Source organism: Thermoanaerobacter thermocopriae JCM 7501 (genome assembly GCF_001310975.1).
In the GTDB taxonomy this organism is placed as follows: Bacteria; Bacillota; Thermoanaerobacteria; order Thermoanaerobacterales; family Thermoanaerobacteraceae; genus Thermoanaerobacter; species Thermoanaerobacter thermocopriae.
Window position 1 is genome coordinate 11,618 of sequence record NZ_BAZY01000017.1, and the last position, 13,429, is coordinate 25,046.

The 13,429-nt window shown below is 33.9% G+C and carries 9 protein-coding genes, 1 tRNA gene, 4 pseudogenes and 1 other annotated feature (1 of these 15 only partly in view); of the genes and pseudogenes, 9 read left to right on the forward strand and 5 right to left on the reverse strand.

From position 1 onward, the window contains the following. Positions 1-199 (forward strand) — a binding site (T-box leader) (it extends 3 nt beyond the left edge of the window). Between the two features lie 41 nt (positions 200-240). From JCM7501_RS07565 to JCM7501_RS07595, 5 genes and pseudogenes are all read left to right on the forward strand, one after another. After that, positions 241-2,878 (forward strand): annotated as a pseudogene (locus JCM7501_RS07565) (valine--tRNA ligase). Between the two features lie 20 nt (positions 2,879-2,898). Beyond that, the gene (locus JCM7501_RS07570) at positions 2,899-3,435 is read left to right on the forward strand and encodes a GNAT family N-acetyltransferase (protein ID WP_028991541.1); all 537 of its coding nucleotides are present in this window, start codon (positions 2,899-2,901) and stop codon (positions 3,433-3,435) included. A 28-nt stretch (positions 3,436-3,463) separates the two neighbouring features. Continuing rightward, positions 3,464-4,746, forward strand: a pseudogene (locus tag JCM7501_RS07575) (bifunctional folylpolyglutamate synthase/dihydrofolate synthase). A gap of 48 nt (positions 4,747-4,794) precedes the next feature. Continuing rightward, positions 4,795-5,028 (forward strand): hypothetical protein, encoded by a 234-nt coding sequence (locus tag JCM7501_RS07580; protein WP_012994834.1) that lies wholly within the window; start codon positions 4,795-4,797, stop codon positions 5,026-5,028. Between the two features lie 1,050 nt (positions 5,029-6,078). Then, positions 6,079-6,939, forward strand: a complete 861-nt coding sequence (locus JCM7501_RS07595) for an ISNCY family transposase (RefSeq protein WP_154653775.1) — start codon at positions 6,079-6,081, stop codon at positions 6,937-6,939. A gap of 604 nt (positions 6,940-7,543) precedes the next feature. Here JCM7501_RS07595 and JCM7501_RS07600 read toward each other — a convergent pair. The 3 genes from JCM7501_RS07600 to JCM7501_RS14790 all read right to left on the reverse strand — a co-directional run bounded on the left by JCM7501_RS07600 (position 7,544) and on the right by JCM7501_RS14790 (position 9,692). After that, positions 7,544-8,356 (reverse strand): WD40/YVTN/BNR-like repeat-containing protein, encoded by an 813-nt coding sequence (locus tag JCM7501_RS07600; RefSeq protein ID WP_054644840.1) that lies wholly within the window; start codon positions 8,354-8,356, stop codon positions 7,544-7,546. 69 nt (positions 8,357-8,425) lie between these two features. Then, on the reverse strand, positions 8,426-9,532 hold the full coding sequence (locus JCM7501_RS14785; protein WP_256201288.1) for a SpoIID/LytB domain-containing protein: 1,107 nt from the start codon (positions 9,530-9,532) through the stop codon (positions 8,426-8,428). Next, complete coding sequence (locus JCM7501_RS14790) at positions 9,516-9,692, reverse strand: hypothetical protein (RefSeq protein WP_256201289.1); 177 nt, start codon at positions 9,690-9,692, stop codon at positions 9,516-9,518. Before JCM7501_RS14790 ends, JCM7501_RS14785 begins: the two co-directional genes overlap by 17 nt. Before the next feature lie 605 nt (positions 9,693-10,297). On the opposite strand from JCM7501_RS14790, the gene JCM7501_RS12995 reads away from it, so the two are divergent. From JCM7501_RS12995 to JCM7501_RS07615, 3 genes are all read left to right on the forward strand, one after another. Next, positions 10,298-10,411, forward strand: a complete 114-nt coding sequence (locus tag JCM7501_RS12995) for a UPF0236 family protein (RefSeq protein WP_169303713.1) — start codon at positions 10,298-10,300, stop codon at positions 10,409-10,411. Between the two features lie 137 nt (positions 10,412-10,548). Continuing rightward, a tRNA-Pro gene (locus JCM7501_RS07610) sits at positions 10,549-10,623 on the forward strand. Between the two features lie 108 nt (positions 10,624-10,731). Further along, positions 10,732-11,649, forward strand: coding sequence for a YncE family protein (locus JCM7501_RS07615; protein ID WP_012994837.1), 918 nt, complete (start codon positions 10,732-10,734; stop codon positions 11,647-11,649). Here the strand turns inward: JCM7501_RS07615 and JCM7501_RS12690 are convergent. Both JCM7501_RS12690 and JCM7501_RS15905 read right to left on the reverse strand, forming a co-directional pair. Then, positions 11,650-12,150: pseudogene (locus JCM7501_RS12690) on the reverse strand (DUF4364 family protein); the annotation flags it as partial. Between the two features lie 103 nt (positions 12,151-12,253). Then, a pseudogene (locus JCM7501_RS15905) lies at positions 12,254-12,551 on the reverse strand (small, acid-soluble spore protein, alpha/beta type). A 137-nt stretch (positions 12,552-12,688) separates the two neighbouring features. Between JCM7501_RS15905 and JCM7501_RS07625 the strand changes: the two are divergent. Further along, positions 12,689-13,378 carry a 4Fe-4S double cluster binding domain-containing protein gene (locus JCM7501_RS07625; protein WP_028991536.1) on the forward strand — a complete coding sequence of 230 codons (690 nt, stop codon included), beginning with the start codon at positions 12,689-12,691 and terminating at the stop codon, positions 13,376-13,378. Positions 13,379-13,429 lie beyond the last annotated feature (51 nt).

A 13,429-nucleotide genomic window follows, 5' to 3' on the forward strand; every position in this document is an offset into this window, starting at 1 on the left:
GGGGCTATGAAAGAGAGGAGTAAGTGTATACTGGCTAAAGAGAGGGAAATCCCATGGGCTGAAAGGATTCCTGCCAAAGGTACACTGAAGGTAGCTCTGGAGCCTGTAAACCGAAGTTTAGTAGGTTTAAACGGGTCTGCCCGTTATAGCTTGAGTGATAAATGAAGGTGGTACCGCGAAATGCCCTTTCGCCCTTTGTGGGTGAAAGGGTTTTAAAATTTTACGGAGGGAGTGTGAGGCATGAAAGAGATAGCTAAAACGTACAATCCAAAGGAATTTGAAGATAGAATTTATGCTTTTTGGATGGAAAAAGGATATTTTACTCCTAAAATAGACTCTGAAAAACAGCCATTTACCATTGTTATACCACCTCCAAACATAACAGGGCAATTGCATATGGGACATGCACTTGATAATACTTTGCAGGACATATTGATAAGATGGAAAAGAATGCAGGGTTATTCAGCTTTGTGGATACCTGGCTCAGACCACGCCAGCATTGCGACGGAGGTAAAAGTTTTAGACACAATAAGAGAAGAAACGGGGCTCACAAAGAAAGAAATAGGAAGAGAAGAGTTTTTGAAAAGGGCATGGGCCTGGAAGGATAAATACGAAAACCGTATTTTAAGCCAATTAAAAAAGTTGGGTTCTTCTTGTGATTGGACAAGGACGCGCTTTACTATGGATGAGGTGTGTTCGAGGGCGGTAAGAGAAGTTTTTGTTTCTCTCTATGAAAAAGGGCTTATATATAGAGGAGACAGGATAATAAATTGGTGTCCTGATTGTAACACTGCTTTATCTGATGCGGAAGTTGAACATAAAGAACATAAAGGACATTTATGGTACATCAAATATCCCATAAAAGGTGAAGATGGATATGTAGTTATAGCTACTACAAGGCCTGAGACGATGCTGGGGGATGTAGCAGTTGCTGTAAATCCTGATGATGAAAGATATAAGGATGTGGTAGGTAAAACTTTGATACTGCCACTTGTAGGAAGGGAGATACCTGTAATTGCTGACAGCTACGTTGACCCTTCATTTGGAACAGGTGCTGTTAAAGTTACACCTGCTCACGATCCAAATGACTTTGAGATGGGGATAAGACACAATCTTGAATTTATCAATATAATGAATGAGAATGCGACGATTAATGAAAACGGGGGAAAATATAAAGGGCTTGATAGGTATGAGGCGCGAGAAAGAATAGTTGAAGACCTCAAAAATCTTGGACTACTTCTAAAAGTTGAAGACCACGTTCACAATGTGGGACATTGTTACAGATGCGATACGGTAGTTGAACCTCTACTTTCCAAGCAGTGGTTTGTAAAGATGGAGCCTTTGGCTAAACCTGCTTTAGAAGTTGTAAAAGAAGGAAAAATTAAGTTTGTCCCTGAAAGATTCGAAAAAATATACACTAATTGGTTAGAAAACATAAAGGATTGGTGTATTTCCAGGCAATTATGGTGGGGACACAGAATTCCTGCCTGGTACTGCGATGACTGTGGCCATATAACTGTATCGCGTAAAGACCCGCAAAAATGTGAAGCTTGTGGAAGTACCAACATACATCAAGACGAAGATGTATTAGATACTTGGTTTAGTTCTGCACTTTGGCCTTTCTCTACTATGGGTTGGCCGGAGGAAACCCAAGACCTCAAATACTTCTATCCTACTGATGTGCTTGTTACGGGATATGACATAATTTTCTTCTGGGTTGCAAGAATGATTTTTATGAGTTTGGAATTTATGAAAGAAGTACCGTTTAAGCATGTTTTGATACATGGTTTAGTCAGGGATGCTCAAGGTAGAAAAATGAGCAAATCTCTTGGCAATGGGATAGACCCATTAGAGGTTATTGAAGAGTATGGAGCAGATACTTTAAGGTTTACATTAGTTATAGGAAATGCTCCAGGAAACGATATGAGGTTTAGTCAGGACAAAGTTGAACTCAGCAGAAACTTTGCAAATAAATTGTGGAACGCTTCAAGATATGTGCTACTTAATTTAACTGATAATGATACTAACCTTTATACGGATGGGTTAACTATTGCTGATAAGTGGATTTTGACAAGGTATAACAATATAGTAAAAGAAGTGACAGAGAATTTAGAAAAATTTGAGTTAGGAATAGCTGCGACAAAACTTTATGACTTTGTGTGGAGCGAATTTTGCGATTGGTATATAGAACTAAGTAAACCTGTGTTATACAGTGATAACCTTGAAGCTAAAAAGGTTACAAAGTCTGTTTTAAGATATGTACTTGATAATACTTTGAGGCTTTTGCACCCCTTTATGCCTTTTATAACCGAAGAAATATGGCAGAATTTACCTCATGAGGCGAGAGCATAATGGTTGCTGAATGGCCGAAATACAAAGAAGAACTGGATTTCACTGAAGAAGCAAAAAATGCTGAGATTATAATGGAAGCTATTAGGACCATTAGAAATTTAAGAGCAGAAGCAAATGTTTCTCCTTCTAAAAAAGCAAAAGTTATTGTGGCTGTTGAAAATGAAAATTATGTAAAGGTGTTTGAAGTAGGTACAAATTATATAATGAAACTTGCAGGTGCTAGCGAAGTTGTAATTGAAACAGATAAAAGTAAAATTCCTCATAAAGCTTTAAGCGGAGCAATAGAAGGAGGATTGGTGGTACTTCCACTTGAAGATTTAATAGATTTAGAAGAAGAGATAAAGAGGCTTAATGAAGAAAGACAAAAGGTGATAAGCGAAATAGAAAGGGCACAAGGCTTTTAAACAATGAAAATTTCGTCAAAAAAGCGCCAGAAAAAGTAGTTAATGCAGAAAGAGAAAAATTGGAAAAATATACTACAATGCTTAAAAACATAGAGGAAAGACTTAAGTTATTAAAGAGTTAGCCTCTATTAGGAGGATTTGTATGTTATCTTTGTTTAAAAGGCCACAAAAAGAGCCTCAACTGGTTATAAGAGAGGCTAAGATAAAAGATGCGAGGGGGATAATAAAGCTTTTAAACAGTGTTGGAAGAGAAAAATTGTATATGGTGTCAGAGACATTTAATTGGTCTGAGGAGGAAGAAAAACAGCTTATTAAAAATTTAGACCGCAACAAAGATTTGATCCTAGTGGCAGACTACGGTGGAGAAATCGTAGGCTGCCTTACTCTCTTTCGTTATTATGGAGGAAGGTCTTCAAAAGTACAACATGTAGGAGAAATAGGTGTAAGTATAGACGCTCGATTTAGGAATATAGGAATCGGAACAAAGTTGTTTACGGAAGCTATTAATTGGGCAAAAAGCAAAGGTTATGAAAAACTTTGCCTTAGTGTTTTTAGTACAAATGAAGTGGCAATACATCTTTACAAAAAATTTGGCTTTGAAGAAGAGGGAAGAAGACGACGACAGTTTAAAATTGGAGATGAGTATGTAGACGAAGTTTTGATGGGGTTGTTTTTGTAAAATCCGTTTATATGGGAGATGGGCTTAAATGAACTATGAAGAAGCGATTAGCTACATACATGGTACATACAAATTTGGCATAAAGTTGGGATTAGAAAATATAAGAAGATTATTAAGTTATATGGGGAATCCTCAAAAAAGTCTTAAAATTATTCATGTTGCTGGTACAAATGGAAAAGGCTCTACATCAGCTTTTATAAGCAACATTTTGCAGCAGGCTGGATACAAAGTAGCTTTATATACTTCCCCCTATCTCGAAGAATTTGAAGAAAGAATGAGAATAAATGGAGAAAATATTTCCAAGGAAAAGTTGATTTATTATGTTGAATATATAAAGCCTATAATATCTCGTATGGCGGAGGAAGGATACAATCATCCGACGGAATTTGAAGTGGTAACTGCAATTGCTTTTAAATATTTTTACGATGAAAAGGTGGATTTTGTAGTATTAGAAGTAGGACTTGGAGGCAGATTTGACGCGACAAATGCCATAGATTCTTCTTTGGTTTCTGTTATAACGACAATTGATTATGACCATACAGACAGATTAGGGCATACTTTAGGAGAAATTGCTTATGAAAAGGCTGGAATCATCAAGCAAAAGGGAGTTGTGGTGAGTTTTTATCAACAACCAGAAGCGATGAAGGTCATCATAGAAGCCTGTGAAGTAAGAAATGCTTATTTGACTGTACTTGAAAAAAGTAACGTAATTATAAAAGAACAAAACCCTGATTTTCAGATTTTTGACTACAAAAAATACAAGGACTTAAAAATTACTTTATTGGGGGAACATCAGATTTACAATGCTGCTTTAGCGATTGAGAGCGTAGAAAAATTAAGAATGTATGGATACGAAATCACAGAAAAAGATATAAAGGAAGGGCTTTATAGGCAAAATGGCCTGGAAGATTGGAAGTAATGAGAAAAAAACCCTACGTAGTGATAGACGGTGCTCACAATCCTCAAGGAATGACTGTTTTGAAAGAGTCTCTAAAATTATTTAAATATGATAAATTGATTTTAGTAATTGGAATGCTTAAAGACAAAGATACACAGAAAATGCTGAATATCATTGTGCCAGAGGCAGATATTATAATAACAACTACCCCACTAAGTGAAAGAGCTTATAAGGCAAGTGAACTTGCACAAAAGATAGATAAAGAAAATGTAATTTCAATTGAAAATATTGAAAAGGCGGTAAAATATGCCTTGGATATAGCTAAGGAAGAGGATATGGTACTTTTTTGTGGTTCATTGTACATGATTGGTTATGTGAGGTCTATGCTTAAAAAGGTAATAATTAAGATATAGTTTTAATATAATGTAAGGTGTAAAGGCCGTAATGAGAAGGTGGTTGTTATGGAAATAACGGGGACTGCATTGTTACAGGAGATAGATAAGGCACTAAAGGCGATGAAAGAAGCAGAAAGAAATTTAGAAATGCTGGAAAATGACAACTACCTCAAGATAAAGTTAGCAAGGCTAAAGTACGATTTTGCAAGACAAGAATATTTGAGACTCTTAAGGATTGCTAAAGAACAAAAAATCAAATATAACATGAATGAATTGATGGAAAAAATAATAGACGTATGATAAAGCGGTCTTTCGACCGCCTGATTTATTGTTCAGGTAAGTTTGCTACTAATAATGGTTTTTGAAAAAATAATTAAATAGTTTTGAGTTTGGGTAGGGCTATAACTTTATTCATAGTGTAAAATTATCGTAGGATTTTTTTTGAGTGAAAAAAACAAGAGACAACCCCCGTGATAAAATAGAACTTGGAAACGAAACATTACAGAAAGGGGTGTCTCTTATGAAAAAACATATCTTTGAGGATATTATACTACAAAATGCTCTAAATTTCACTAAGGAAGTAGTAGAAAGTCCGTGTAAAGATTTGGTAGGTAAAAATTTTTATAACTGACCTCACCGTTAAAAATCTAGGAGCTTAAATCGATAGTTTATACATAATGTTGCCTCCTCATTCCTAGCCCTTCCTTGATGAGGCGCTTCCCCTTTCTTTTTATAAGGACTGTGTATAACACCTATAGGTAATAGTTCCACAGCAATTCTCCCTTCCTTTCCGTTAAAGTAGAATAAAAACTCAGACGGAAGGAACCGTCCCCTTTGTCTCTTATATTGATATAGATATATATGAAGATGACTTTTCTTATAACTGTAGTAATCCATTTTCTTTTTTTGTTGTTTGTACTGTCCTAAATACCTTTTTTGCTCATTTTCTCTAAGATAAAATTTTATGCGATTTATCACTTCATCAGTTAACTTTATCTTATGCCTATTTTTAACATTGTATTTAGGTTTCTCAATTATGTCATCAATGATCTCTTAAATATTTGTATTTCCATCTATTTTCCCTTCATTTATCAAGTCCATTCTCTTTTCTTCATATTTTTTTATTATATTTTCTGATAACTTTTCTATCGATATCAGTTTCTCTAGATATCTGTCTTTGAGATTTACTATCTCTAATATGTGATAATATTATTTCTTTTTTGTCTTTCAATGAAATCAACTCTACCGCTCCCTCATGATCTTATTTCATGAGAGAAATTTTATCTTAAAGGGGGGATTTTTCAGTTGAAATACTGGGATACTTTTAGTGTAACATAAACATCTGAGCTACTGGAAGAACATGAAAATATTAATGTGAGTTATTCTACAATATATAGGATCTTGACTAATGAGGGTATTAAAAGCCCTAAAAAACATCGTAAGCGTAAATTTCATCATCGAAGAAAGAGAAAACCTCAAAAGGGAATGCTGGTTCAGATTGATGCTTCTCCACATGAATGGCTCATAGGTAATAAAGCATTTACTCTACATGGAGCTATAGATGACGCTACCGGTGAAATTCTTGTACTTTTTTGCTCCAAACGAATGTATGGAGGGATATTTGAGGTCATAAGACGAATCGTTAACAACCATGGTATCCCTATCAGTATATACTCTGACCGTCCCACTATCTTTGTCTTTCCTAATAGCGGTAAATTATCTATAGAAGAGCAATTAGAGGGAAAGACAGTTAATCTTACGCAGTTTGAAAGAGCTATGGGAGAGCTTGGAATCAACGTTATTAAGGCTAATTCTCCACAAGCTAAAGGCCGCATTGAAAAGCTATGGGATACGCTTCAAAGCAGGCTTCCTATTGAGTTTAAGATTCATGAGATTGATACTATGGAAGCTGCTAGTGCATTTTTATCGCAATTTATTGTTGCTTACAATGAAAAGTTTGGTGTCGAACCTGAAAATCCTGAACCTGATTTTAGGCCACTTGATTCTAATATTAACCTTGATTATATCTTATGTGCAAAGGAGGAACGTACTATCATTGAAGGGTCTGTTTTTTCTTACAAGGGTAAGTATTATCAACTTATCAAGAATGGTAAAAAGGCTCCAGCTATGCCCAAAGCTAAGCTTACTGTCTTAAGTAGTTCTAAAATAAATGATGGAAGTAAACTACTTAAATCAAAGGAAAAATCCTGAAATATTGGTTCCTGATGGTATACTGACATCAATGGGCATCATTTTTTTACTTTGACATCTTTACAAACTGGGTTTACTCTGAATACACATGGTCTTTATACATTCTATCTATTGCAATAGGTCTTTTTCAGCTTTACATCGTAAGCAGAGATTTTGTACTGATGGGCTTGGTGTGGTCATAACCACCGCTGTAATATTAAGCTATGTATCCATCTTATACAACCAATTCTCCATCGCATGGCTTAATCCAAACTCGATAATCTCAATAATGATAATCTTATTAGGCCTTGCTTTAGTCATAAGAAGTCGGAGAAATAACAGTAAAAAAGACTGAAATAGATTCAGCCTTCTTCATCCAGATCAAGATAATACTACTTTGTATATATTTTTATAGCTGTAAAAGTATATAACATTCTGGTTTGTAGCGTCAAAAATCAAATTTGGAAGAATACTATATTTACTCTTAATATTAGTTACTTTGATAAAAGAATCATTTTCAATGTAATATAAAGTAGTATCATACAGAGAATTGCTTTCATTTTGCCGTATTACTATAACATATACTTTTCCTGTACTGTTTGATAAGCAATTCCAACGTTGTAAATTAACTCCCCCATGTTTGGAATGCTAATTTTTTTATTTTCCCATTATTTAATTCATATATACATCCTTCATTAATGGATTCTCTAGTTGTGAAGTACACATTATCATTTTTAGAAGGAGCAAAAATAGCTGTCAAAGACTCTGAGGTAGTTATTTGTTTCCACGAAACACCTCCATCAATGCTCTCCCAAAGACCATTTGAAGCAGAAACTAAAAAATGCTTAGAATTATTAGGATCAATCACAAGATGAGTAGACATAATAATCTCTTTTGTAGAATTTGCCTTGCTCCAATGAATCCCCGAATCATGGCTTTCTATTATTTCAATGCCATGTTCTTTATCATTTTTAACTAAAAATATTTCGTTTCTATTGGAAGGACTAAATGTCATATCAGCTAGCATCATACTATCATCTGAATTATAATAAACTTGCCCCCAACTTTTTCCGCCATCGTTGCTTTTGAAAACAATTTGCTCTGTTCCTTCTTTCCCTTCAGTAGACATAAAAAATATTTCTTTTGAATTATACGGTGAAACATAAAATTGTCCAAAATGACCTTCAAATAAAGCTATTTTATTGTATTTCTTAAAATCTTTACTAGAATACAAAGTCATATTTGTTAAATCCCTTGGTGTATCTTGCCCCTGCTGTGCTAAAACCTCTTTCCCTTGAAAAAAAATCGGACAGAAATATCCTAAATTCGGAACGGAATATTTGATTACTTTGACTTGATTTTTATCAAAAATATGATACTGACATCCATATAAAAAAAATAAAAATAAAACCAATATCGTTAATTTTTTTATTCGCATTTACAATACCTCCTAAACTTTAAAATTGAGTAGGAAAACATTAATTATTCCTACTCAATTAAATAATTTCTAATAGTAAAAGAAATGTATTGGCTGAGTTGACGATCTGTCCCAATAATAATGACACATGTAAGTATAGCCTTTACCTTGTTTTGCCCAATATAACGTTCCATATTGCCACATCGTACCACTATATTGCCCGCCTGGTCCTTCATATCCTGCTACGTGATGCACTTCAAATAGAACATAAGACGATCCACTGAGTATATCGACACCAATCCCTCCAACATCATTAACTGCTTTATTAAAATTAGTTGTCGCTGAATTGTATTTATATACTTGGTCATTTGTATTATCTTGTACGTCAGCATAGTAAGGGCTAAAATTCCATTTTGGATGATACACATGGTACCAACCATACATTTTTACAGCTATAGCTCCAGCTTGAACTGCTGTTTTCGCCGTATTGTACCAGTCGCCCCATTCATTTGGCAGTACATTATATACATACTCTCCAAAATCAACAGGGTAAGTTCCGGAACCATAATGATTTATATTTACTGAGTTTGTCATGTAAACCCTGATCTTGGAAGGTCTCGTATGTTCATCAGCTGCTGTACTATCTATACTTATTTCAGGTTCAATAGCTCTAGCATTTAATTTCTCATCTTTTAGCTGTTTTTCACTTGCAGCAATATTATCAATAACCGCACCTTTCATATTCATTATTTGTCCTTTTTTATCAAGAGTACTTTCGATTTTAACAGCAATATTTTCAGCATCTGAATTAAATCCATTGCCGGTATCTTTTAAGTATTCTATGGATGGGACTGATAGCCTTACTATTTTCCAGCTTCCATCTTCTTTTGTAACAACAATAACACGATGGTTTGTTCCATTATATAGCCATTTATCTTCTTTATCCACTTTAAAGTTAATTTCGGCATAAAAGATACGTGTATCATCTAAATTTAAGTTTTCTCCAGGTGATATGCCTGCAGCTACTACACCTACTTCTTTTGGAAGCTCTTTAATTTGAATCAACTTAGCTTCCTTCTCTTTAAAGAATGATTCTGATTTATTATTTGAAAGAAATTGTGTCATGGCTGTGCGATTAGAATTGGTAAAATAGTTCATATACTCATAAGGATCCTGATCATTAATTGCTTGAATCATCTTTAATTACTGCAATGGGGTCATCAAAATTTGTTGTATTACTCAAACTAACCGATTCTTTTGTGCTTGCTTTCGCTATTGAAGTAAATCCTGTAATCACTATTCCTATTAAAAACGTTGTTATAAGCAGTACTGCTGTTAATCTTATTTGATGTTTCATAAAAGATCTCCCTCCTAATATTTTTTGGGGATATTACATAATCTTTTTCCTTACCTCCATTTTCTGTTTTTCCCTTCTACTTAATTTTATGTCAAATTTTTTACCATGTCAAGATTTGGTAGGTAAAATTTTTATAACTGACCTCACCGTTAAAAATCTAGGAGCTTAATTTACTGCAAAAATGTCAATGATATTAGGAGCTAAAGAAAGTCAAAAAACTATAAGTGGTGAGCTAGTATTTAGAGCTCAAAGCGATATAAATATTACAGAATAATTGGATATATGAGTGTATCTTCTTCTCCGGAGGGGATAGGGAAATGCAGGGGTGCAACCTGAGCACTTCGGAGAGGGTTGGTGCCATAAAACAACTTTCTCCTGGTTCAATCCGGGGGAGAAGGTACATTCAAAATGGCATTTACCCAAGAGCGTAAAACCCAAAAATGAATATGCTTAAAACTATATGACTATGATTTTAGAATAATATGTTCTTATGATCGTATAATGTGAATTTTTAAGTAAAATCTCTTGTTTAGTGATTGTTTAATCTTTATACTTTTTTATGATAAGTCAGCTTATTTAATCTCAATTTTCCAGGATGTGATATCTTGCTGTTTAACACTACAAATGAAAAGATAAATAATATTACAGTTTTGAATATAGGGAAAGTAACGCCAATATACAGGATTTTAAGAGCAATAAAATACGCGCAAGTCATATAAAGAACATGATAAGACGAAGCCCTGAATTATGTAAGTTACAGGGGTTGTCTTAAAAAAATCCTACAGTATCTTGACACTATCCACTTTATTTTGTTTATTGAAAAAAGGAAAGGAATATGATAAAATGAATAATATGTCGGGGTATGGCGCAGTGGTAGCGCGCGCGGTTCGGGACCGTGAGGTCGCAGGTTCAAATCCTGTTGCCCCGACCATTTTTGTTTATGCAGGTTTTAAACTTTATCCAAAAGCTAAAAACGTGTGGTCCTGTTTAAGTCCTCCTGCATATTATGGAATTATGCTAATATGTGGGGGGATGTGTTTTGCACATTTACATCGCCGATATGGGGGAAGATATTATTGAGCGAGTTAATTTGGAGACAAATCACAGAGATTTCGCCAAAATCAACTCATATAACAATAAACATCTGCCATTAAATATCTATTCTAAATATTTGTGTGGTCCGCATCGATTGATTTTAGATAAACACAGGCAAAAACTGTATTCTTTAAATGCTTATGATAATTCAATTAGCATAATAAACTTAGAAAATTTTACTCTAGAAATTTCCTTGTATGTAGGGAATTATCCTAATAATGGTATTATATATAAAGATTGTATATTAGTGGTTAATGGAGATTCAGATGCGATAAGTATTTTTGATATTGAAGAGAAAAAAGTAATAGGGCAAGTTAAAGTAGGGAGCTTTCCACAAGACATAATTTACAATGAAAAGTATAATTTGATTTTTGTTAGCAATATGAACTCAGATGAAATTTTATTAATTGACCCTTATAGTTATAAAATTGTAGAGTTTATTGGAGCAGGAGCAAGACCTATAGGAATGACTTTTTCTGAGGATTGGGACTATTTATATGTGGTAGAAAGTTATTTTGAAACAGGAATAAATGGGAAAATTTCTATTATAGACTTGCAAAATTTTAAAGTAATTGATGAAATAGGAGTAGGAAAGGTTCCTACTATGGTGCGGAAAAAGGAAAACTTTTTATATGTACTTAATTCTTATTCTAATACCCTGTGCAAAATAGATTTATTTACAAAACACAAAAAAGAAGTTGTTTGTGGAAATGCACCTGCTTATTTGACTGTTTTAGATAAGTTCGCGTATGTTTCTTCTGTGGAAGAAAACAAGGTGAATATAATTGACATTGAGGAAATGAGAATAGTAAATTTTATTAAAACGAGAAAAGAGCCCCAAGGGCTTGTTATTGACCCGTGAGGCTTTGATTATATAGGCGTACACTTCTTGAGATTTTTGCTTCCAATTATCGCAAATGAGTTTTGCTTGTTCGCTGTTTACTACGTTTATGTTCAGTTCAATCAAAACTATATCATTTTCTACTACTTTGCAATTGGCTATATATTGATTTTCGTCTTTTTTGTAATAAGTAGCTATATATTGGGATTCTTGTTTTATTCTTTCTTTGTTTAAAAGGATGTACTCATCTATTTTTTGACGTGTTTCAAAGGGAATTCTTGTGAAAAATAGTTTTAAAATGTTTATACCTTCTTCTGTGATAAAATATTTTTCTTCTTCTAACGTTATAAAGCCAGTTTCTATTAATTCGTCAAGGTACTGTCTTAAATAGAAATAGTTCATAAGTTTGTTATCTAAGATAATTTTGCTTATTTGCTCGTCTGTAATAGGCATATTTATTCTGTTTAAGATGTATAATATAATTAATTTATTTTCTGCTAATTCTTGTATTTCGTAAGCCAAGTTACCACCTCGCAATAATACTATATGTGGTATGTTTAAATTAATTCTATCACAAAATATGCAATAAAAGAGAGTATGGGAAAATACTCTCTTTTTTTATCACTTATTTTTGCATGTATTCTGATTCACTTCCTGCAGCACCTTGAGGACCGCCTTGTGCAGGAGTAGAACCATATATACTGATACCTCTTGATAGGCAGATTCAGCAAAATGAACCATTCGCCTTAACATTTGTCCTCCTACTTTACCGCAATCTCGGCTAGATATATATCCCCAATAATCTTCAGAACCTTGCTTAACTGGAAGACCAAGTCTGATGCGATTTCGTATTTCATATTATCAAGGGCTTTGTGAGCCTCTGGTACCATTTTTGGCCGATCATTCCAACTACCTCTTGCCATTTAAATCCCTCCTTACTCTTTCTCATACTTAATTTGTGTAGGTGGATAAAAAATATACTTTGAAAAATTTTAAAAAATATAATTTTGTTGTGCTAAAATATTTATGTGTATAAATTTTACTAAAAGGGTTGATATAGATGGAGAAACAAAAAATTTTAGAGCAAAAAATAAAGGAATGGGGAGCATCTTTAGTAGGTTTTTCAAATCTTACAGATATTCTTCCTGATAATCTTTCAGATATTCCTTATGGCATTACAGTTGTAATAAAATTAGCGGATAGAATAGTGGATGAAATTGAGAATAAGCCTACTCACACTTATTATCACCATTACCGTTCTGTAAATACCCTAATTGACCAGATAACCTTAAGGACAGTTCTTCTTCTTGAAGAATGGGGCTATAAAGCATTAGCTGTTCCTGCTTCTCAATCGATTGCTGATTTGGGGGAATACAGGGGACTTTTTCCACATAAAACTGCTGCTACAAGAGCAGGGCTTGGTTGGATAGGAAAGAATGGTCTTCTTGTGACTGAAAAGTATGGACCAAGAGTGAGATTAGGAACAGTTCTAACAAATATGTTTTTTGAAACAGGAACCCCCATTACTGAAAGTAAATGTGGCAGCTGCAAATTATGTGTAGAAGCCTGTCCTGCTATGGCACTTTATGGTACTCTATGGAAAGAGGGAATGCCGAGAGAAGAAATAGTTGACGCAAGAGCTTGCAGTGAATACATGAATAAAAATTTTAAACACATTGGAAGAGGCTATGTATGTGGTATTTGTATAGAAGTGTGTCCTTATGGAAGGAAAAAATCTATTGACAGGTGAAAAGGTTTTGATAAAATGAAATCAAAACAACCAAAACGTTTTGGAAAAGGT

What these genes read in the sequence shown, in the direction of transcription:
- JCM7501_RS14785 (WP_256201288.1), bottom strand. Translation starts at nt 9,532, where the DNA reads ATGATTCAAGCAATTAATGATCAGGATCCTTATGAGTATATGAACTAT.
- JCM7501_RS14790 (WP_256201289.1), bottom strand. Translation starts at nt 9,692, where the DNA reads ATGAAACATCAAATAAGATTAACAGCAGTACTGCTTATAACAACGTTT.
- JCM7501_RS07625 (WP_028991536.1), top strand. Translation starts at nt 12,689, where the DNA reads ATGGAGAAACAAAAAATTTTAGAGCAAAAAATAAAGGAATGGGGAGCA.
- JCM7501_RS07570 (WP_028991541.1), top strand. Translation starts at nt 2,899, where the DNA reads ATGTTATCTTTGTTTAAAAGGCCACAAAAAGAGCCTCAACTGGTTATA.
- JCM7501_RS07600 (WP_054644840.1), bottom strand. Translation starts at nt 8,356, where the DNA reads ATGCGAATAAAAAAATTAACGATATTGGTTTTATTTTTATTTTTTTTA.
- JCM7501_RS07580 (WP_012994834.1), top strand. Translation starts at nt 4,795, where the DNA reads ATGGAAATAACGGGGACTGCATTGTTACAGGAGATAGATAAGGCACTA.